The organism is Pectobacterium sp. S5, assembly GCF_051707265.1.
Lineage (GTDB): Bacteria > Pseudomonadota > Gammaproteobacteria > Enterobacterales > Enterobacteriaceae > Pectobacterium > Pectobacterium polare.
In genome coordinates this window covers 1,821,187-1,843,175 of the sequence record NZ_JAULSZ010000001.1, presented here as the reverse complement: position 1 = coordinate 1,843,175, position 21,989 = coordinate 1,821,187, and the positions used below count along the sequence as shown (strand labels likewise).

Genomic DNA, 21,989 nt, shown 5'->3' with positions numbered 1-21,989 from the left:
GCGGATGGCCTTCTGTGGTCCGTTTAGAGATCGTCGAGGATCGCCAGCGCGTCGGCTAGCTTTTTCACGCCGAACACCTGCATGCTGGCAGGGGCTTTCTTCGGCATATTGGCATGGGGAACGATGGCGCGTTTGAAGCCGTGCTTGGCGGCTTCGGTAATCCGCTCTTGTCCGCTTGGCACCGGGCGGATTTCGCCCGCCAGACCGACTTCACCGAAGATGACAAGATCCTGCGGCAACGGGCGGTCGCGGAAACTGGAGACCAGCGATAACAGCAGCGCCAGGTCGGCGCTGGTTTCGGTGACTTTAACGCCGCCGACGACATTCACGAATACATCCTGATCCGACATCTGCAAGCCGCCGTGGCGATGCAGCACCGCCAGCAGGATCGCCAAGCGGTTTTGCTCCAGCCCGACCGCCACGCGACGCGGATTGGCCATCATCGACTGATCCACTAGCGCCTGAATCTCGACCAGCAGCGGACGCGTACCTTCCCACACCACCATGACCGAACTGCCGGACGTGATTTCGTCCCCGCGGCTGAGGAAAATTGCTGACGGATTGCTAATCTCGCGTAGACCCTGTTCCGTCATCGCGAACACGCCCAGTTCATTAACGGCACCGAAACGGTTTTTATGGCTGCGCAGGGTACGGAAGCGTGAATCGGCATCGCCGTCCAGCAGCACGGAGCAGTCGATACAGTGTTCCAATACTTTTGGCCCGGCGAGCGAGCCGTCTTTGGTGACGTGACCGACCATCACGATAGCAACGCCGCGCGTTTTGGCGAAGCGGGTCAGGTAGGCGGCGGTTTCACGTACCTGCGCCACGCTGCCGGGAGACGACTGAATATCGGCGAGATGCATGACCTGAATGGAGTCGATCACCATCAGCTTCGGCTGTTCCTGCTCGGCAATCAGGCAAATCTGTTCGATGCTGGTTTCCGACAGCATGTTGAGATTCTGAGTCGGCAGATTGAGGCGATGTGCCCGCATTGCCACCTGCTGCAACGATTCTTCGCCAGTGACGTACAGGGTTTTCATGTTTTCTGACAGCTTGCAGAGCGTTTGCAACAGCAGGGTACTTTTACCCGCGCCGGGGCTACCGCCGATCAGAATCGCGCTGCCGGGAACGACGCCGCCGCCCAGAACGCGGTCAAATTCCTGAAAGCCGGTAGAAAAGCGCGGCAGGGCTTCAAGACTGATTTCCGAGAGCTTCTGTACCCGGCTGACGCCAGCGCTTTCGCCCGCATAGCCGGTGAGACGGTCGGAACGTGATACTGACGCCGAGGCCAGGCGGACTTCGGTAATGGTGTTCCAGGCATGGCAGGCACTGCACTGCCCTTGCCAGCGCGGGTAGTCAGCCCCGCATTCATTACATACAAACGCCCGTTTGACAGCTTTTGCCACGTATCACCTCCAACTGATTAACGCTTTTCGTGTCTCATACTGCCGCTAAGGATGCACAGCACGCCAGTCAGATCGGCATGGCGGATGGTTACCGCAGACTGCTCATTGACCTTCGGCTTGGCGTGATAGGCAATACCTAAGCTGGCTACCTTGATCATCGGCAGATCGTTCGCGCCGTCACCGATGGCAACGGTCTGATGCATTGGAATTTCCAGCTTTTCCGCCAGCTGTTGCAGCGTGGTCGCTTTATATTTTGCATCGACAATCGTGCCGATGACGTCGCCGGTCAGCTTGCCGTCTTGCATGCCTAATTCGTTGGCAACGGCGGCGACCAGACCTAACTCATCACGCAAATAATCGGCAAAGTAGGTAAACCCGCCCGATGCAATCGCGACGTGCCAGCCTGCTTCCTGAAGCTGGCTAACCATATTACGCAGGCCCGGCATCAACGGCAGCGTTTTACGCACCGTCTGTAAAATATTGGCGTCGGCACCTTTTAATGTTCCTACGCGCTGTCGCAGGCTGGCAGCGAAATCCAGCTCGCCGCGCATCGCGCGTTCGGTGACTTCGGCTACCAACTCACCTGTACCCGCCAGTTTGGCGATTTCATCAATACACTCGATCTGAATTGCAGTGGAATCCATGTCCATCACCAGTAAACCCGGTGAACGCAGCGTTGGCGCGTTACGCATGGCCGCGACATCGATACCCAGTTCGTGGGCCAGCTTGGTCGCGCGTGGCGTCAACGTGCCCGCTAAACGCACGACCTGATAATCGCCCACGTTCCAGGCGCTCACGATCACCATCGCGCTCCCCAGCTTACGCTGGTAGCGGGAAATCAGGTTCTTATCGAGGACGTCGCTGTAAATCAGCCAGCCGGTGTCGCCAGCGCGGTAGTCAAGCGGCATCACTTCGTCACCGCTCAGTGATAGTGGCAGTCCCGGCCAACAGTTGATCTCATCAGGGAGATCACGATAGGTCAGACTATTCGACATGGGGTAAATCCTCTGCTGGCAGTAGTGCGATAAAGTCGTGCGATAAAGAGGGATGCGGCGTCGACCAAACATATCCCTCCAAAAACTGGGCAACAAGCTATCCTATCGTCGGCGCTTCTGGCAACATGAAAGTATCCAAATCGTGTAAGGATTATCATGGTTCGCGCCCGGGTGAAATTTCGTCTACACCGCACGGCAATTGTGCTGATTTGCCTCGCTCTGCTAGTGGTATTAATGCAAGGTGCGTCCTATTTCAGTTTGAGCCACCAGATGGCGCGATCTGAACAGGTTGAAGATCTGGCACGTACGCTCTCCAGACAGGTGGCTTACAGCCTTTCTCCGTTGATGGGCAGCGTGGATGATAATAGTCAAAAAATTAATACCATCCTCAAACAGCTTACCGATCACAGCCGCATTCTGGATGCCGGCGTATATCAGCAGGACGGCTCGCTGGTGGCGCATATCGGTGAGCAAGTGCAACTGAGAGACCGGCTGGCGCTGGATGGCAATCGGGTCGGTAGCTACTTTAACCATCAACTGGTTCAGCCGATTGAGGGAAAAGAAGGGCCGATCGGCTTCCTGCGGATTACCTTAGATACCCATGTGCTGGCGACCGAAGCCAGACAGGTCGATAACACCACCAATATTCTACGTCTGATGATTTTGCTTTCGCTGGCTATCGGCATCATCCTGACCCGCACGCTCTTGCAGAATCGTCGTACCCGCTGGCAGCAGTCGCCTTATCTTCTCACTGCGAGTACGCCAGTGAAAGAAGAAGGGGATGAGGTTGAGAGTGAAACGCTGCCGGAGAACGGTGCGGTAGTGAAAAAAGACGGGGAAGAGAAAAGCCTCTGACATACGAACGGCCGCCCCGTACAAACGCTTTGTTTGTACGGAGGGTGCAGCGAGTTATTTCAACGCGAGTTGAAACTCCAGCCAGTGGCTATGGAATTGATTGAGTATCGAGGTGTATTCGCTTTTGGTGTAGCGATCGGATGCCGTAGCGGAAATATAGTTACGAAAACGGCTGAACATGGCGTCGTTGTCGCTTGATGCAGCCAGAGAAAAGATTTGCTGGCGTTGAACCTGCGTGGCTGACGTGCCTTCCGCGTTTTTCTGTAGTTCCTGGAAAGTCGCGTTCGCCTTATCGGTGTCTCCCGCGTCGACGCTGCGCTGATACTCATCTTGCAGAATATGTTTTTCCACATTACTCAGCGCATCAGACTGGTACTGGATGAAGTCCTGAATATCCTTATCGGCTTGCTGGTGCGCGCTGCTATCCACATAGCGGTTTTTCAGTTCTTCCAGCTTTGCCGCTTTTATGGTGATTTCCATGCTATCGGTGGTGTAGTTCCATAATGTCACGCTGGACGGTCTCGACAGTGCCTGATTCACCAGACCGACAAAGTCTTCTTTGCTGATATCGCTGTCTGCTTTTAGGTTATTTGACCAGTCTTCGAGCGCCATTTTGTTGGTCTCGACATCATTAACAGATAGATTGATGCCCAAGGTGGGTCCCGTGGCGTTTCTTTGTCGTGCGAGATCTTGGGCTTGGGCCTCTGTCCGCTGCGCATTTTCATCTATCTTGGTCACGTCAGGATGTAGGGGCTTGCCGACATTTTCTTTCAAACGTGCCATCGCTTCCGCAGAGATTTTTATATTGTTGGGGAAGGTGAGCACCGTTTTTCCGGTAATCGGATCGATAATCTGTGTGATGTCGCTGCTGGCCGTGGTGGGCTCTGTTGTCGTGGATCGTGCGGTGTTCGATGATGTCGCGGTGCTTTGGGCCTGAGAATTGCCATAACCCGTATTATTTACAGACAAGCTCATACTCTCTCCTTAAGTGCGATCACGTGGTTAAATATTGGCCAAAATGTTATCGGCAAAGATAAATGATAACTTTATAAATGATTTATGGCGTAATTGTTGACGGAGGTATCAGAACGGTGACGGCGGGCATGATGTCTCCGCGCTGTTTATGCCATCACCGATTGTGTCTGCACGTTAAATCAGGGAAAATACTCGGCTACAGTTTATTTCCGCTTTGCCTGACGATCTGACATCGGTGTGTTGTTGACTTGATGCTGACGCCGGGTGGCTAACAAAAGAAACCTGAAAATCATGTCTCCAAGTGAATACGCCCGCGAAGTCTCTAAAAGAAGAACGTTCGCTATCATTTCTCACCCCGATGCCGGTAAAACCACGATTACCGAAAAGGTCCTGCTGTTCGGACAGGCGATCCAGACTGCCGGTACGGTAAAAGGGCGTGGTTCGAACCAGCATGCGAAATCCGACTGGATGGAGATGGAAAAGCAGCGTGGTATCTCCATCACCACGTCCGTGATGCAGTTTCCCTACCGCGAATGTCTGGTTAACCTGCTGGATACCCCAGGGCACGAAGACTTCTCCGAAGATACCTATCGTACGCTGACGGCGGTGGACTGCTGCCTGATGGTGATCGACGCCGCGAAAGGGGTCGAAGATCGTACGCGTAAGCTGATGGAAGTCACTCGTCTGCGTGACACCCCGATTCTGACGTTCATGAACAAGCTTGACCGTGACATCCGCGATCCGATGGAAGTGCTGGATGAAGTCGAGAGCGAGCTTAAGATTGCCTGCGCGCCGATTACCTGGCCGATTGGCTGCGGCAAATTGTTCAAAGGCGTGTACCACCTTTATAAAGACGAAACCTACCTGTATCAGACTGGTAAAGGCCATACGATTCAGGAAGTGCGCATCGTTAAAGGGCTGAATAACCCGGAATTGGATACCGCCGTTGGCGAAGAGCTGGCTGCGCAACTGCGTGAAGAGCTGGAGCTGGTGCAAGGGGCATCGCACGAATTTGAGCTGGACGCGTTTCTGGCAGGTGAACTGACGCCGGTCTTCTTTGGTACGGCGCTGGGTAACTTCGGCGTTGACCATATGCTGGACGGCTTAGTCGCCTGGGCACCTGCGCCGATGCCGCGTAAAACGGATACCCGTGAAGTGATGGCGGCGGAAGAGAAATTCACCGGCTTTGTGTTCAAGATTCAGGCCAATATGGACCCGAAACACCGTGACCGCGTGGCGTTTATGCGCGTCGTGTCCGGGAGATATGAAAAAAGCATGAAGCTGCGTCAGGTGCGTACGGGCAAAGACGTGGTGATTTCAGACGCGCTGACCTTTATGGCGGGCGACCGTTCCCACATTGAAGAAGCCTACCCCGGCGATATCATCGGGTTACACAACCACGGCACTATCCAGATTGGCGATACGTTTACGCAGGGTGAAGACATGAAATTCACCGGTATCCCCAACTTTGCGCCGGAACTGTTCCGTCGTATCCGCCTGCGTGACCCGCTCAAGCAGAAACAGCTGCTTAAAGGGCTGGTACAGCTGTCTGAAGAAGGCGCAGTGCAGGTCTTCCGTCCATTGACCAACAACGACCTTATCGTGGGTGCGGTCGGTGTGCTGCAGTTTGATGTGGTGGTTGCTCGTCTGAAAACGGAATACAACGTTGAGGCGATTTACGAGTCGGTGAACGTTTCTACCGCGCGCTGGGTTGAATGCAGCGATGTGAAGAAATTCGAAGAATTTAAGCGTAAGAACGAACAGCATCTGGCGCTGGATGGCGGCGATAATCTGGCCTATATCGCACCGACGATGGTGAACCTGAACCTGACGCGGGAACGCTATCCAGAAGTGAAGTTCCACCAAACACGCGAGCATTAATTTTTTATTTTTATAATGACATGGATTGGTTGCGCTACGGTTTCATGAAAATCATCGTGACTGTAGCGTTTAAATCATGACCATGTTGTTAAAATAATCATCACCCGGTTATGCTTGGCTTTAGGCCAAAAGTGCCGGGTGTTTTTATTTTAAAATGTATTAAAAAACAATATATTAGTCTGATTTTTACCCTGCTGTAATTTCTCGTCTCGGTGCAACAGACAAATCTGAATTGCTGTGCATATTCCTTTGTTCCCCTGTGATTTTCCATTCTGTGGGCTATAGTTAACAGCGTGTTAACTGATTTAGCTTGTTCAACTGTTAGTGCAATTTAAGTTGGTTCATTATTTTGATTTGTTTCGCCTTTGCAATTCAATGCTCTGATTTTTTTATGCAAGTAGAGGAAATCATCTGAGTGTTGATAACGTCATTATCACCTTGATTTGCTGATGACGGTGCAGGCGTTAACGTGACCCAAATCGGTTATTTCGGGTTTATAGAAGAGCATAAGAAGGAAGACATCGATGAAAAAGACCAAATTGACACAATCGCTGATCGTAGTTGCTCTGGGTTCGATTCTGGCCGGCGGTGCCATGGCTGAGGAAACGTTAGGGCAGAAAGTAGAACGTATCGCGGACACAACTGGTGCAAAAATCGATAGCTCCGCTAATAAAGCCTCTGGCTACGTCAGTGACAGCGCTATCACAGCAAAAGTGAAGAGTGCGTTGTTGGAAGACAAATCGATTACCAGCAGCGACATTTCCGTTGAAACATCAAATGGCGTCGTTACGCTGAGCGGCTTTGTCGGTAGTCAGGAATTGAGTACCCGTGCGGTGCAAATCGCTACGCAGGTTGAGGATGTGCAGTCTGTCAGCGACAAATTGCAGGTGAAAGATTCCCAATCACAATCGGTTGGCGCTTATGCCGATGATGCAGTGATTACCAGCACGATTAAAGCCAAACTGTTGGCAGATGACATTGTTCCGTCTCGTAAAGTGAAAGTCGAAACGCAGGCTGGCGTCGTGCAGCTGAGCGGCGAGGTGGACAGCAAAGCGCAGTCCGACCGGGCTGAAAGTATTGCGAAGGCCGTTGACGGCGTGAAAAGCGTTAAGAACGACCTGGCAGTGAAATAACCATCGCCATACCGTACAGGGTTATCCGTAGTCGCGGATAACCCTACCTAATCCGCACAATAAAACACCACTTGTGGATACGCAGTCAGGACGCAAGAAGCGCGTCAGGATGACCACCATGATTATTTTTCATTTTTGTCTGGTAAGGAGAGCGTATGTTTCGTTGGGGCATTATATTTTTAGTCATCGCACTGATCGCGGCAGCACTGGGTTTCGGCGGATTGGCCGGTACAGCAGCTGGCGCGGCGAAAATCGTCTTTGTGGTCGGTATTATTCTGTTTCTGGTTAGCTTGTTTACGGGTCGAAAACGGCCGTAGCACAGCACATTCCTTCATTCTTTCTCCATAGAAAGAAATGTCATACAGAGCACACAGCCGCGCCACGCGGCTGTCACATTTTACCGGCACACTATCTTCTACTGACACTACCCGCGTATTTGCTGCATTTCGACAGTTTATCAGGAGGGTTATGATGAATAGCGATATCGTTGTTGGCAAATGGAAACAGTGGAAAGGGAATTTCCTGGCGCTGTGGGCCGACTGGTTTGACAGCGACTGCGCCTGGCTGGAAGGGAGTAACGATTACCTGTCCGGCGTTTTGCAAGAGGGTTACGGAAAAGCGCACGAAGAGGTATCCTCAGAAAAAACCACGTTACACTGAGGCCTCACCGTAACGACAAGTCCGATTCTGCCATGAGGCTTTGGCAGGATAGTTCTTGGGCGTAGATTAGGTCGCCTCATCTTGACGGGCCTAATTTTGACGGAGAGAAGCAACGTGCTTTCTGAACGACACCGCTTTATCGATACCCACTGTCATTTTGATTTCCCCCTATTCTATGATGATGCACCGGAAAGCTTGCGGCTGGCGCAAGACGCTGGCGTTGAGCGCATCATTATTCCGGCTGTGGCTTCTCAGCATTTTGAGCGCGTGTTGACGCTCGCTCGCACCTACTCTCCGCTTTACGCCGCATTGGGCCTTCACCCGCTTTATATCGCAGAACATCAGGAAAGCGACCTGCTCCGTCTGGAAGAGGAACTGCGCCAGCTACCTGTAAAGCTGGTGGCGGTGGGGGAGATTGGGCTGGATCTCTATATGCCGGAACCGCAGTTTGAGCGGCAGCTTACCTTCCTTGAGGCTCAGCTTCGGCTGGCGAAAAAATACGATCTCCCGACGATCCTGCACTCGCGACGCAGTCACGACAGGCTGGCGCAATTACTCCGCCGTATCGACGTGCCACGTACCGGCGTGGTTCACGGGTTTGCAGGCAGCCTGGCGCAGGCGCAGGCCTTTATCCGGCTGGGCTATTACATCGGTGTGGGGGGAACCATTACCTATGACAGAGCAAATAAAACGCGTCAGGCGATCGCGCAGCTGCCGTTAGATCGGCTACTGCTGGAAACTGATGCCCCCGACATGCCGATGAGTGGCTATCAGGGGCAACCCAACCGACCCGAGCGTATTTCGTGCGCGTTTCAAACGCTGTGTGAGTTACGTACAGAATCGCCTGAAGAGATTGCCGAGGCGCTGTTACAGAATTCGTTCAGGCTGTTTGGACGGCTTACCCCGTCATAACGCTGAGAGTGTTACGACGCTACCCGTTACACCACTGCCATTCCCCCAAGTGGAAGAATCTTTGCTTCCGCTTTTCTCTTATTTCTGTGCAATAACGAACAGAACAGCCATTTCGATTTCATATACCAACCATAAAATTGTGATTAAGATCACTTTTCAGTGTTTTGGACTGTTCGATGTTGTGTGTATTTGTGACATAAATTAGCGACCTTTACGGGCCTGTCTTTATAATCGGCTCGCCAGCGCGTGCTTACCGTTCTGGCGAAACGATTTTTATTATGCTCTCACTTTTTTCACGCGTTATAGGGAACTGCACATGCAACTCGTTATGAGTCTCGTCGGCATGATTGTTCTGATACTGTGCGCGGTTATGCTGTCCAATAACCGTAAAGCTATCAGATTGCGCACCGTAGCCGGTGCTTTCATTCTTCAGATCGGTATTGGTGCGCTGGTGCTGTATGTACCAGTAGGCCGCAAGATTCTGGAAGGTTTGACGGGCGGTGTAGCAAACGTTATCGCCTACGGAAATCAAGGCGTTTCGTTCATGTTTGGCGGTCTGGTATCCGACAAAATGTTCGAAGTATTTGGCGGTGGCGGATTTGTTTTCGCACTCCGCGTATTGCCGATTATCGTCTTTTTCTCTTCCCTTATCGCCGTGTTGTACTACATGGGCATTATGCAGATAGTCATCAAGATACTTGGTGGCGGATTGCAGAAACTGTTGGGAACCTCCCGTACCGAATCGCTCTCTGCGACGGCCAATATCTTTGTCGGCCAAACGGAAGCGCCGCTGGTGGTCCGTCCGTATATTGCCAACATGACGCAGTCAGAACTGTTTGCGGTGATGTGTGGCGGGTTGGCGTCGATTGCAGGTGCGGTGATGGCGGGCTATGCCCAGATGGGCGTGCCGTTGGAATACCTGATTGCGGCATCCTTCATGGCTGCACCGGGCGGGTTACTGTTCGCGAAACTGATGGTGCCGGAAACGGAAAAAACGCACGACCACGATGAGATGGTTGGCTTTGTCGATGAAGACGATCGTCCGGCTAACGTCATTGATGCTGCGGCAAGCGGTGCGGCTTCCGGTATGCAACTGGCGCTGAATGTGGGCGCGATGCTGCTGGCGTTTATCGCGTTGATCGCCGTGTTGAACGGCATTCTGGGCGGCATCGGTGGCTGGTTTGACTACCCGCAGCTGTCACTGGAACTGATTCTGGGCTGGTGCTTTGCGCCTGTTGCGTTCCTGATTGGTATTCCGTGGAGTGAAGCAAGCGTTGCGGGCTCGTTCATTGGGCAGAAGCTGATCGTCAATGAGTTCGTCGCTTACATGAATTTCAGTGAATATCTGAAAGCAGATGACGTGGTGCAGGCCGCAGGTTTGCAGGTTCTGTCGGATCATACCAAAGCTGTGATTTCGTTCGCGCTGTGCGGCTTTGCTAACCTTTCGTCTATTGCTATCCTTATTGGAGGTTTGGGCAGTATGGCACCGACTCGGCGCCAAGATATTGCCCGCTTTGGTTTGAAAGCGGTTGCGGCAGGTACGCTTTCTAACCTGATGAGCGCCTGCATCGCAGGGTTCTTCCTGGCCCTGTAAATGTAACCAGGCATTCTTGCAGTAGCGAGATGATGGGCGGCGAAAGTCGCCCATTGTTCGTTTAAATCCCTACGTTTTTTAGGGTTTAAGCGTGGCCTATGCAGCATTTACCGAATGCAGGTGCGATATGCTTGCCTGAGTGGAGCAACATGCTTTCTGCTTTTATTGATGATGTTGAATGGATTACTTTTCCACGGGCAACGGACGGTGCCGCCTACCCAGGTATTACTGCTCGCTGCCATTTCCATTTGTCCGCCTACGACGACGCGCTTTTTGCCGAGGCGAACATTCCTTTCTCCGACGCGCTAGAGCGCGCCGTACCGAAACGACGTGCCGAATTTCTGGCTGGACGCTGTGTGGCCAAACACGTGTTGAACAAGCTGGAACACCCTGGCTTTGTTCTGCATAGCGGGGAAGACCGCTCGCCGCAGTGGCCGGGCAATATTGCCGGTTCGCTGAGCCATAACAAAGACAGCGTACTCTGCGCCGCCCATTTACGGTGCGATGCGCTATCGTGCGTGGGCGTGGATATCGAAGGATTTATGTCCGACGAGCGCGCGCAGTCGCTGTGGCCCGGCATCATTGGCGATGAAGAGTTCCAATGGTTTCAGGAACGGGATGAGGCATTTAGCTGTTTGCTGACGATCAGCTTCTCGGCGAAGGAGAGTCTGTTCAAGGCGCTTTACCCGCAGGTGCGGCACTATTTTGATTTTCTGGATGCTCGGCTGGTGGCGCTGGATATCACCAAACGCGAGTTCGAGCTGGAACTGCTGACCGATCTGACGCCGACATTTTACTCCGGACGCCGCTTTAAAGGCGCGTATCTGTTAAGAGAGTACGACGTCACCACGTTTCTCTGTTGCTAAAAAAGCCCGCGTTAGCGGGCTGAGGTTGCTGACAAAGACCGTTGAGCGGGAGTAACGGATAGATCGTAAAGACGCTACAAGTACGTCCATGTAGGCTCGGATTGCGCCATCCCTGGCGCAAACGCTTTACTCTTCTATTCCGTTACACCCGTTTTCATTCGGCAAATAGGTTTGTCAACGGTCTGAAGCCCGCGTTAGCGGGCTAGAGTCATTCATCAGAACTTATAGCTCACGCCGCCGTACACCGTACGTCCAGAAAGGAAGTAGTCGTTGTTGGTAGCGACGTAATCCCGTTTTTCGTTGGTCAGGTTCGTGAGGCCTAGCTTCAGGTCTACGTTTTTGACCGGCGTATAGGTGGCACCGATATCCACGGTATTAAAGCCGCGTGTCTTGCTGACTTCTTTATCAAACAGATACTGATTGCCCGTGTACTGGTAAGCAATATAGGTTGATAAGTTATCCAGCGCCTGCCAGCTCAACTGTGTGTTAACCGTATTTTTCGGCGTTTGCTTCAGACGCATTCTGGTCGTACGGTCTTCGGCATCGACGATGGTCCAGTTGGTGGTCCAATTTAAATCATCTGTCACATCGACCCAGAACGAGGTTTCAATCCCCTGAATCCGTGCTTTATTGACGTTTTCGTAAGTGAGACGTGTCGCGACTCTGTCCCAGGTTTGGACCTGAATCATGTCTTTAATATCGTTATTAAATAACGTAACGCCCGCGCCAAAGCGTTCGGCTTCATAAGCGGTGCCGATTTCGTAGCTGATTGATGTTTCAGGCTTCAGGTCTGGGTTACCTACCGTCTGGCAACGGCCACGGCAGGCCGCGATAGCATACGATTCAGATGACTGTGCAATGGAAGGCGCTTTAAACGCTTTGCTGACGCCGCCTTTTACCACCCAGTTGTCGGTGAGGCTATAGGTGGCATAAGCGCGTGGGCTGAATTCTGTACCGTACGTTTCATGTTTGTCGACACGTCCGCCGAAGGTTAATGCCAGATCGGCGAGTTTGAACTCATCTTGCAGGAAGAGTGCTCCCTGACTCACGTCAATGGTACCGTTGGGCAGATTCATGCTGTGTTTCAGTGAGGTCAGACGGTATTCTCCGCCACCGGTCAGCAGATGGTCGCCCAGGTAACCAGAGACCTGTCCGTCAAGGGTATGGTTGTCCTGCGTAATATCCGCTTTGCCATTATTGAGCTGGGAATTATCCATCAATTCCACATTTTCATAGAAGTAGCGCAGACGCGTATCGGCGTTATCCCAACTGCCGTTGTGCGTTAACCCCAGCCCCAGTCGCTCCATTTTTTGAATGTTACGCGCTGCGGTACCATAGTTATTCCAACGTACATCACGGTCGTCTTTGGTATATGTTACGTCAAAATCCAAGCTCTGTTGGGAATTAAGCAGCCACGTCAGGTTTCCCATGACGTTGTAATTATCACGTTTTTCCAGCGCATCGGTATTCTGATTGATCGACTGTTCCGTTTTCCATGCGTCACGTTTTCCGCCATCGACCAGCAGGCTTCCCAGCAGCGTATTTTCTATCAGTGGGCCGCTGATATAACCGTTCAGACGGTTATGATCGCCGCCAGACCCTTCTGTTGGTGCTTCAAAGTTATAACCAATTTCGCCTTTTAGGTCGTTACCTGGTTGTTTCAGGATGACGTTAACAACGCCGCCTAACGCATCAGCACCGTACAGAGAAGACATCGGGCCACGGATGACTTCGACACGATCGATAGCGGAGATAGGAATCGCACTCAGATCGAAATCGTTCCCCATGTTGCCCGCAAGCGCGTCACGAGAATTTACCCGGCGGCCATTGATGAGCAACAACGTGTAGTCTGCTTTCATGCCACGGATTTTGATTTCGTTACGGCCGTAGCTGGTAGAGGGATTGATGTTTATGCCCGGCAGCTTTTTCACCGCGTCGGAAACGTTGTTCACCGACATCTTTTCCAGTTCGGTGTGAGTGATGACAGAAACGCTGGCGGGAGCGCTCAACGTGGTGTGTTTCGTCTGTGTTGCTGTCACGACGATTTTTTCATCTGCTGCGTTTTCCGCCTGTGCAAGCGCAGGTAACGTCAGTAATCCGGTCACCAGCAGGGCACGATACACCTTGCTGTGTGGGAAATGATGATGTGAAAAACGACTTTCCGGTTTTAGCTGCATGTCAAAGACCCCATCAAAGAGTGGAAAAAACATCCCCGTAAATAACGTGCTGTATTACCTATATTGCCGACCCACTCGTGCGTGAATCGATCGGTTTATTGCCCTGTAGCCTGTACCGTTTGGCGTGCGGCTATCTTTCGGCTGCGTTCAGCCAACTGCGGAATCAGGCGCATGGTCAGCAGCATGGCGGCCAGCGCAAATACGGCGCTGGCGATAGCGAGCTGTGAGAAGCCGTCAATTTTCCCCTCGGCAGAGGTGCTCAGATAAGCGGCAGACGCGACGCTGGCAAGCCCCGACGCTACGTTGGCCGCAGTTCCCTGATAGGACATAAACGCGGCGCGCTGATGCGGCAGCGGAATACCTGCGGTAATCGCCAGCGTGCTGCTGGAGCGGGCTGCGCTGAGCGCCATGAACAGGGTGAACACCAGATACAGGGAAAGTGAAAACGGCAAAACGAAACCGCAGAGAATCACAACGGCCAGCAGCAGCGTCGTGACGACAATCGTCCGGTTGGCATATCCTCGATCTAACAGATTGCCGCACAGCTGCATGGTCACCATGCTTGCCAGTCCGCCGCAGAGATAGAGCAGGGAAATATCATCCCGCGGGAAAGCCAGATTGAACTGAAAGTAGTTGGAAAAATGGGGGATCAGCAGGAAATGACCGAACATTTGCAGCGACATGATCGTCAGCCCCAACAGGAAAAGCGGGGATGCTAACAGGTCATGTAATACCGAAGCGGGTGCTGTCGTGGGCGAAGAACCTTGCTGAACCCGGTGCGTCGGCGGCATTGACGGAAAGCGCCACAGCACCAACAACACCAGCAGCAGGCCGCCAAGGCCGAAAGTATAAAACGGCGCCTGCCAGTTAATACGATGCGCCAACTCCAGCGACAGCGGCATGATGACAATCGCCGCGAGCGAAAAGCTCATGCCGACATACGCCAACTGCTTTCCGCGCTCGTTGGCAGGCACAATGTCGACAACTGCCGCCATCAGGACGCCAGATGCTGGCCCGGCCACACAGCCTGCCAGAATAAACAGCAGTAAAAGATGGGTTTGACTGGTGGCAAACATGCAGGCGGCCGTCAGGCCGAAGCGTAGCGTTAGCAGCACAATCAGAGCATGTTTACGGTTAAATCTGTCCAGATAGGGAGCGGCGAGGAAGCCGACAATGGCAGAGGCAAACGTTGCACCGCCGCTAATGTAGCCGATGTTCTTGGCATCCATCGACAGCGCGCTGATGAAATCGGGGCCTAACGGCATCACCATCATCAGGCTACCGAGGGAAAGCATGTTAATTAGCAGCGCCAGATGCACAACAGATCGGGTGTGCGGGCGGTACATGCTTTCATCCATGACAGGCTCACATTTAGACACAGTTAGTAAAATATTTGCGCAGTCTAGCGCAGCTTAATTTTCCTGACAATGAATGATAAGTATTTTCATTATCATCTGTGATGTGGGTTTTATAATCAATACATTCCATTTGCTAATCATTATCCGTTCTGAAACATACACAAAAAAATTGATTAACATCAATTTAACCCCTAATTAATGGGCGTGAATAACCATTCTGTGGAAGGATTGACCGAACACGTTACTTCAGTGTAATTTAACTGCGCTTAATATAAATGATAATGATTTTAATAATCATTGGTATTTAATTTGCGAGCGCAGGAGCTGTCTTGTGGATACACTGATTACAGAAACTGAAGCATCTAGCGGGCTAACCTATTCGGAACAGACCGCTTTTTTATATGCATCGGAACACCGAAGCCTTTCTACTTCTGGCTTATTTGAACGTATTCCTTCCCCTGTTTGTGTTCTGGGCTCGCACGATGACAGGCTTAGCCCTGCAATCGCGCAGGCATTCCAGCGAGCGCGTCAGGCAGGGCAGTCGCTGCCTATTGTTGTGGGGGCGATTCCCTTTGATACCACGCAACCATCTTGTCTCTATATCCCTGATAGTTATACCGTTACGACGAAGTCTGAACTTGTCAGCCGTGCCCGTAAGCACACGGCGGCGGGCCCAACCGCGTTAACGTTAAACAGCATCCCGGACGAATGTCAGTTCAAGTCCATCGTGGCAGAGGCCGTTGAGCGCTTCCGCCGTGGTGAACTGAGCAAAGCGGTGCTGTCACGTATTCTGGACATTGAGCTGGCGAGCCCCGTTAAGGCGCAAACGATCCTCAATAACCTGATGGTGCAGAACGCGGGTGGCTATCACTTCTCACTGCCGCTGCCGGATGGTTCGGTATTGCTGGGTGCGAGCCCGGAACTGTTGCTGCGTAAGCAGGGGAACGTCATTGTCTCTAATCCGCTGGCGGGATCGGCGCGACGAATGAACGATGAACATCTGGATTACCTCAACAGCCAGCGTCTGCTGAAATCGGGTAAAGACAAGCACGAACATAAGCTGGTGGTGGACGACATCCGCCAACGCCTGATGCCGCTGTGCGCGTCGTTAACGATTCCATCGGTTCCTTCGCTGATGCACACCGCCTCCATGTGGCACTTGTCTACCGCTATCCGCGGCGAGCTGGCGAACCCTGAGATGACGGCGCTTCAGGTCGCCTGTCAGCTCCATCCGACCCCCGCACTGTGCGGCTTCCCCACGCAGGAAGCGCGTCAGCTGATCGCCGAGCTGGAACCGCACGATCGCGGCGTATTCAGCGGCATCGTCGGCTGGTGTGATGCCAACGGCGATGGTGAATGGGCGATAGCGATTCGCTGCGGCACCATTAAACACAACAAAGTCCGTCTGTTTGCTGGCGCGGGCATTGTTGAGGCATCCGTCCCCGAGGATGAATGGGCTGAGACCGCCGCCAAATTAAACACGATGCTGAATGCGTTTGGGCTTAACTCAGGTGTGGATGGACTATGAGTATTGAATTTACGCCCTGGCCAGAGGAACTGGCACAGCGTTATCGCGACAAGGGATACTGGGTCGGCCTGCCGTTAACGGATGCCTGGGATCGCCATCTGGCGACGCAGCCCGACGCCATTGCGGTGGTGTGCGGCGAGCGGCAGTGGAGCTATCGGGAACTGGATCGACAGTCTTCCGCACTGGCATCGCGCCTGACGGAAAGCGGCCTGCGCTGTGGCGACACCGCGCTGGTGCAGTTGCCGAACGTGGCCGAGTTTTATCTGACATTTTTTGCGCTGCTGAAAATGGGCGTCGCGCCGGTTAACGCACTGTTCAGCCATAACAAGCTGGAGCTGCTGTCGTACGCCACGCAGATCGAACCGCGCTTACTGATCGCCTCGGCCGAACATTCGCTGTTCGGCAACGGTGATTTTCTGGATCGGCTACAGACGCAGGTTCCCCGCCTGCAAACGGTGGTGATGCTCGGCGACAGCCCGCTGGGGCACAGTCTGTCTGACTGGTTGCAACCGCGCGCATCAACCAACCAATATCAGCCTTCTGCGTCGGGGCAGGTGGCTTTCTTCCAGCTTTCTGGCGGCAGCACTGGCACGCCGAAGCTGATTCCCCGCACTCATGACGATTATTACTACAGTGTGCGTCGCAGCGTAGAAATTTGTGAGCTGACGCCACACACCCGCTACCTGTGCGCCTTGCCTGCGCCGCATAACTTCCCGTTAAGTTCACCCGGTTCGCTCGGCGTGTTTTACGCCGGTGGACGCGTCGTGCTGGCGCCGGATCCGGGGGCGATGACCTGCTTCCCGCTGATCGAACGCCATCAGATCGATATTACCTCGCTGGTGCCGCCCGCCGCCGCGCTGTGGATCCAGGCGGCCGAACAGTTTGGTGATGCACTGCGTAGCCTGAAAATCTTGCAGGTGGGCGGTGCGAAGCTGAGTGAAACCGTCGCACGCCGTATTCCGGCGGTGTTGGGCTGCCAGCTACAGCAGGTGCTCGGGATGGCGGAAGGGCTGGTGAACTACACCCGACTGGACGACAGCGACGAGCATACTTTCACGACGCAAGGCTATCCGATGAGTCCGGACGATGAAGTGAAAGTGCTGGATATCGATGGCAATCCGGTGCCGAGAGGCGAAGCGGGTCTGCTGGCAACGCGCGGCCCGTATACCTTCCGCGGCTATTACCGCAGCCCGGAACACAATGCCCGCGCCTTCGACAGTGAAGGTTTCTATCACTCGGGTGATGTGGTGCAGATGACTGAGGATGGCTATTTGCGCGTGGTCGGGCGGGAAAAAGATCAGATTAACCGAGGCGGTGAAAAGATTGCCGCGGAAGAGATCGAAAACCTGCTGCTCAAGCATGACGGTATTCTTCATGCCGCGCTGGTATCCATGCCCGATCCGATTATGGGCGAAAAGAGCTGCGCTTTTCTGGTGGTCAGCGATTCCTCGCTGAAAGCCATCACGTTAAGAAAATATCTTCGCAATCAGGGTATTGCTGAATTCAAACTGCCGGACCGCTTCGAGATGATCGACACCTTACCCGTTACGCCGGTCGGCAAGATTGATAAGAAATCACTCCGTCAGCGCATCCAGACCCAACTTAGCACTCAAAATAAATAAGGATTTTGTGATGGCAATCCCTTCTATTGCTTCTTATCCCCTGCCGCGCGCACAGGATTTCCCTGAGAACAAAGTTTCCTGGGCGTTTGAGCCTGAGCGCGCGGTGCTGCTGATTCACGACATGCAGGACTATTTCGTGAATTTCTATGGCGCGGACAGCCCGCTGGCGCAGCAGTTGATCGAGAACATTGTGGCGTTGCGAACCTACTGCAAAGCACAGGGGATCCCGGTGGTGTATACCGCGCAGCCGAACGAGCAAAGCGCGGCCGACCGGGCGCTGCTGAACGACATGTGGGGCGCAGGGCTGAACAATCATCCTGAAAAACAACGTGTCGTGAGTGCGCTGGCACCGGATGAGCACGACACGGTGCTGGTGAAGTGGCGCTACAGCGCATTCCACCGTTCACCGCTGGAACCGATGATGAAAGAGATGGGCAAAGATCAGCTGATTATCTGCGGCGTTTACGGGCATATCGGCTGCATGATTACTGCGACGGATGCCTTCATGCGCGACATCAAGCCGTTCATGGTCGGCGATGCAGTGGCGGATTTCTCACTTCAGGAACACCAGATGGCGCTGAAATATGTGGCAACGCGCGCTGGACGGGTGGTTAGCACGGCAGAACTCACAGGAGCAAAAATGGCTCAGGCACTGACGAAACAAGGACTGAGAGCGCATCTGCTGACCTTGATCGACGAAGAAGACGATCAGTTCGATGAAGATGAAAACCTGATCGACTACGGTTTGGATTCAGTGCGCATGATGTCGCTGCTGACCGAATGGCGTAATCAGGGCGTCACGCTGAGCTTTGTCGATCTGGCGCGTAACCCTAGCCTGAATGCCTGGTGGGCGCTGATCGAAAAACAGCAGGGAGCCGCATCATGAAGCCCTTGAGCGTTGCGCAGCGCGGGCTGTGGTTAGGTCATGCCCTGAACGATGATAAAGCGACGTTCAACACGGCAGAGTGCATCGCGTTTGATGGCAAGGTCGATATTGAAGCCATGCTGAGCGCGATCCGTCAGGCGGTCATGGAGTGCGAGTGCCTGTACTGCCAGTTTGTTGAGGTCGCGGGTGAACATGCCGACCAGCCGGAAATCGGCTTTGTAGCTTCACAACTGCCAGTGCCGATTGGCGTGCTGCCGATTATTGAACTGTTACCTGCGCCGATGAAGGATGAAGAGCAGGCGATACGCCAGTGGGCGCGCGAGGAAATCGCTCAGCCGCTGGATTTGTTGAACGGATTACCCTGCCGCTTTGCGCTGCTGTGTGGTGAAAAACGTGATTTTCTCTACAGTTGCGTTCACCACATTGCGCTGGACGGCTTTGGCACGACGATGCTGTTTCAACGCATCGCCCAGATCTATACCGCGCTGACGGCGGGGCAACCCGTGGCGGTGGCGGAATTCGGCCCGTTCAGCGAGGTGCTGGAAGAAGAACAGCAGTGTGATGCCAGCGGGCAGACGGCGCAGGCGCGTGATTTCTGGCTGGAAACGCTGAATGCGATGCCGGAACCGGCCAGTTTCAGCGAGAAGAAAGCACCGATTGCGGCGCGTTTTTTGCGCCAGAGCAGCGTGTTGCCGACGGATATTTGGCAGCCGCTGACGGCGCTGTGTGAAGGTAACAAAATCAGCTGGCCGGATCTGTTTCTGGCGATGCTGGCGACGCACCTCAAGCTGGTGTCTGGCAGCGACAGACTGACGTTCGGCATGATGGTGATGAACCGTATCGGCTCCGCCTCGCTGACGGTGCCGAGCATGCAGATGAATATCGTGCCGCTGTGCATTCAGGTAGATGAACAGGCGGACTTTGTCACATTGGCGAAGCAGGTTGCCCGTACCAAACGCACGCTGCGTCGTCATCAGCATTATCGTTATGAGCATTTACGGCGCGATCTGAACCGCGTTGGCGGTGAACAGCGGCTCTTCGGCCCGCTGATCAATATCATGCCGTTCGATCACCCGCTCAACTACGGATCGCTGTCGTCCAGCACGCTGAATCTCAGCGCCGGGCCGGTAGAAGATCTGACGATCGAGATCCATTTCAAACCCGATGGCACACCGGTATTGGATTTTGATGCCAACCCGGCTTGTTACAGCGCGGAAGCGCTTGCCAGCCTGCAAGAAACGCTGTTCACGCTGCTTCAACGCTGGCTGGCACAGCCGCAGCAAACCAGCGGCGAGCTGTTGGGAAACTGGCTGCGTGAGGAACGCGAACTGGCGCTGATCACCAGCCGCGAGCCAGAACCCTTTGTTGAACCGGTTCTGACGGCGATTGCCAAGCAGGCGCGCAAAAACCCGCATCATCCGGCGCTGACGCAGCGCGATCGACAGTACAGCTACCAGCAACTGCTGGATCTGAGCGGTCAGGCTGCCGCGGCGTTGCATGAGCATGGTGTTCAGCCCGGCGAGCGAATCGGCATTATGCTGAACCGCAGCCCGGAAACTATCATTTGCCTGCTGGCCGTGATGCAGTGCGGCGCGGTATATGTGCCGCTCGATCCTGAACAGCCGCACGAACGTCAGCAGCACATCATCCAGATTGCCGGGCTACGCACGATTGTGACGCAGGCGGATTACCAGCATCGGCTGGCGTCGGTCTTTTCCGGCGAGATCGTTCTGGCGGGGCATCTTCTGTCATCCAGCGCACAGGCTGCCGCGCTGCCGCCTGTGGAAGCGAGAGACGGGCAGATTGCCTATGTCATGTTCACCTCGGGATCGACTGGATTGCCGAAGGGCGTGGAGATCGGCGCCAGCGCGCTGGATCATTTCACTGCGGCAGCACATCAGCGCTACGGCCTGCGTGCAGCGGATCGCGTGCTGCAATTTGCTCCATTTAACTTTGATGCCAGCATTGAAGAAATTTTTGCCACGCTGACCAGCGGTGCAACGCTGGTGCTGCGTACCGATGAAATGTTGGAATCGATTCCGACCTTTGTCGAACAGGTAGAAGAACAGGCGATTACGCTGCTCGATCTGCCGACCGCATTCTGGAACGAATGGGTTGTGGGGCTGAAAACCGGCACGCTGACCATGCCTTCCGCACTGCGTGCCATCATCATCGGCGGTGAGGCGGTGTACCCCGAACAGCTGGCGCAGTGGCAACGCCATGCGCCGAACACGCTGCGCTTAATCAATACCTATGGCCCAACCGAAACCACGGTGGTGGCGACCAGCTGCGATCTGCAAACGCAGTCTGCCGATGTGGCTCAGCTTCCTATCGGTCTGCCGCTGGCGGGTGTCAACGCGCTGATTCTGGCGGTGGGCGATCGCCCTGCGGCAGAAGGGGAACTGGTGCTGCTGGGGCCAACGCTGGCGGCGGGTTACATCGGTACAGAACACACGGCGTTTACTCAGTTGGCGGTGGGCGATCAGGCGCTTCCGGCTTATCGCACCGGTGACAGAGTGCGGCTAGAGAAAGGACAGCTGCTGTACCTCGGGCGCATGGACAACGAGTTTAAAATCAGCGGCTACCGGATCCAGCCAGGCGAAGTTGAAGCCCATCTGCTGGCGCAGCCGGACGTTGATGAAGCCTGTGTGCAGGGCATTGTTTACCCCAACGGCGTGCGGCGACTGGTGGCATTTGTCGCCACGAAAGCGGGCGAGATTGATGCGCGTGCGCTGAAGCAGCGTCTGGGCAGCGTGTTGCCGCCAGCAATGATCCCGACCGATTATCGCGCCTTCCGCCAGCTGCCGAAAACTGGTTCCAACAAGGTCGATCGCAAGCGTCTATTAGCGGAATACCGCGACGAAGCACCGGCGCAGGCATTAGCCAACGAAACCGAGAACCGGGTCAGCGCTATCTGGCAGCAGATCCTCGGCGTGTCGGGGATCCAATCGCGGGATAACTTCTTCGAACTGGGTGGACAGTCGTTGCAGACCATCCAGATCGTTAACCGTCTGGCCGCCGAATTTTCCGTCAGCATCAAGGTGTCTGATGTGTTCGATCATCCCCAGCTCAGCGACTTCTGCCGCTATCTGGATGACAGGCTGTCACAGGATGAAAACAGCGTGGAAATGGTGTGGTAGG

Annotated in this window: 17 protein-coding genes; 12 read left to right on the top strand and 5 right to left on the bottom strand. The window is 54.1% G+C overall.

Annotation, left to right across the window (positions count from 1 at the left end):
• Positions 1-23: 23 nt before the first annotated feature.
• Both radA and serB read right to left on the bottom strand, forming a co-directional pair.
• The gene (gene radA / locus QWJ20_RS08265) at positions 24-1,406 is read right to left on the bottom strand and encodes a DNA repair protein RadA (protein ID WP_039481782.1); all 1,383 of its coding nucleotides are present in this window, start codon (positions 1,404-1,406) and stop codon (positions 24-26) included.
• Between the two features lie 17 nt (positions 1,407-1,423).
• Positions 1,424-2,401: a phosphoserine phosphatase gene (gene serB, locus QWJ20_RS08260; RefSeq protein ID WP_119888978.1), complete on the bottom strand. Its 978-nt coding sequence runs from the start codon at positions 2,399-2,401 to the stop codon at positions 1,424-1,426.
• Between the two features lie 156 nt (positions 2,402-2,557).
• Here serB and QWJ20_RS08255 point away from each other — a divergent pair, with 156 nt between their 5' ends.
• Entirely contained in the window at positions 2,558-3,256 is a 699-nt protein-coding gene (locus tag QWJ20_RS08255) for a YtjB family periplasmic protein (RefSeq protein ID WP_433992263.1), read from the top strand.
• A gap of 54 nt (positions 3,257-3,310) precedes the next feature.
• On the opposite strand, the gene QWJ20_RS08250 is transcribed toward QWJ20_RS08255, so the two are convergent.
• Positions 3,311-4,231: a hypothetical protein gene (locus QWJ20_RS08250; RefSeq protein WP_433992262.1), complete on the bottom strand. Its 921-nt coding sequence runs from the start codon at positions 4,229-4,231 to the stop codon at positions 3,311-3,313.
• 291 nt (positions 4,232-4,522) lie between these two features.
• Between QWJ20_RS08250 and prfC the strand changes: the two genes are divergently transcribed.
• The 7 genes from prfC to QWJ20_RS08215 all read left to right on the top strand — a co-directional run bounded on the left by prfC (position 4,523) and on the right by QWJ20_RS08215 (position 11,277).
• On the top strand, positions 4,523-6,112 hold the full coding sequence (gene prfC, locus QWJ20_RS08245) for a peptide chain release factor 3 (RefSeq protein WP_433992261.1): 1,590 nt from the start codon (positions 4,523-4,525) through the stop codon (positions 6,110-6,112).
• A gap of 524 nt (positions 6,113-6,636) precedes the next feature.
• Positions 6,637-7,245 (top strand): molecular chaperone OsmY, encoded by a 609-nt coding sequence (gene osmY / locus QWJ20_RS08240; protein ID WP_039481770.1) that lies wholly within the window; start codon positions 6,637-6,639, stop codon positions 7,243-7,245.
• Positions 7,246-7,400: 155 nt separating this feature from the next.
• Positions 7,401-7,562 carry a DUF1328 domain-containing protein gene (locus tag QWJ20_RS08235; RefSeq protein ID WP_003019081.1) on the top strand — a complete coding sequence of 54 codons (162 nt, stop codon included), beginning with the start codon at positions 7,401-7,403 and terminating at the stop codon, positions 7,560-7,562.
• A gap of 154 nt (positions 7,563-7,716) precedes the next feature.
• Positions 7,717-7,905 (top strand): CsbD family protein, encoded by a 189-nt coding sequence (locus QWJ20_RS08230; RefSeq protein ID WP_010284712.1) that lies wholly within the window; start codon positions 7,717-7,719, stop codon positions 7,903-7,905.
• A 114-nt stretch (positions 7,906-8,019) separates the two neighbouring features.
• Entirely contained in the window at positions 8,020-8,817 is a 798-nt protein-coding gene (locus tag QWJ20_RS08225) for a TatD family hydrolase (RefSeq protein WP_174866392.1), read from the top strand.
• 316 nt (positions 8,818-9,133) lie between these two features.
• Positions 9,134-10,411, top strand: coding sequence for a NupC/NupG family nucleoside CNT transporter (locus tag QWJ20_RS08220; protein WP_095701486.1), 1,278 nt, complete (start codon positions 9,134-9,136; stop codon positions 10,409-10,411).
• A 149-nt stretch (positions 10,412-10,560) separates the two neighbouring features.
• Positions 10,561-11,277: a 4'-phosphopantetheinyl transferase family protein gene (locus QWJ20_RS08215; protein WP_433992260.1), complete on the top strand. Its 717-nt coding sequence runs from the start codon at positions 10,561-10,563 to the stop codon at positions 11,275-11,277.
• A gap of 215 nt (positions 11,278-11,492) precedes the next feature.
• On the opposite strand, the gene QWJ20_RS08210 is transcribed toward QWJ20_RS08215, so the two are convergent.
• Both QWJ20_RS08210 and QWJ20_RS08205 read right to left on the bottom strand, forming a co-directional pair.
• Positions 11,493-13,454, bottom strand: a complete 1,962-nt coding sequence (locus QWJ20_RS08210) for a TonB-dependent receptor domain-containing protein (RefSeq protein ID WP_254592401.1) — start codon at positions 13,452-13,454, stop codon at positions 11,493-11,495.
• Between the two features lie 95 nt (positions 13,455-13,549).
• Entirely contained in the window at positions 13,550-14,800 is a 1,251-nt protein-coding gene (locus QWJ20_RS08205) for an MFS transporter (RefSeq protein WP_433992259.1), read from the bottom strand.
• A 343-nt stretch (positions 14,801-15,143) separates the two neighbouring features.
• Between QWJ20_RS08205 and QWJ20_RS08200 the strand changes: the two genes are divergently transcribed.
• Genes QWJ20_RS08200 through QWJ20_RS08185 form a run of 4 tightly spaced genes read left to right on the top strand, consistent with a single transcriptional unit; the run spans position 15,144 to position 21,988 of the window.
• Positions 15,144-16,340 (top strand): isochorismate synthase, encoded by a 1,197-nt coding sequence (locus tag QWJ20_RS08200; protein ID WP_433992258.1) that lies wholly within the window; start codon positions 15,144-15,146, stop codon positions 16,338-16,340.
• Positions 16,337-17,962 carry a (2,3-dihydroxybenzoyl)adenylate synthase gene (locus tag QWJ20_RS08195; RefSeq protein ID WP_433992257.1) on the top strand — a complete coding sequence of 542 codons (1,626 nt, stop codon included), beginning with the start codon at positions 16,337-16,339 and terminating at the stop codon, positions 17,960-17,962. Before QWJ20_RS08200 ends, QWJ20_RS08195 begins: the two co-directional genes overlap by 4 nt.
• Before the next feature lie 10 nt (positions 17,963-17,972).
• Entirely contained in the window at positions 17,973-18,848 is an 876-nt protein-coding gene (locus QWJ20_RS08190; RefSeq protein ID WP_130640466.1) for an isochorismatase, read from the top strand.
• Complete coding sequence (locus QWJ20_RS08185; RefSeq protein ID WP_433992256.1) at positions 18,845-21,988, top strand: amino acid adenylation domain-containing protein; 3,144 nt, start codon at positions 18,845-18,847, stop codon at positions 21,986-21,988. Before QWJ20_RS08190 ends, QWJ20_RS08185 begins: the two co-directional genes overlap by 4 nt.
• Position 21,989: the final 1 nt, after the last annotated feature.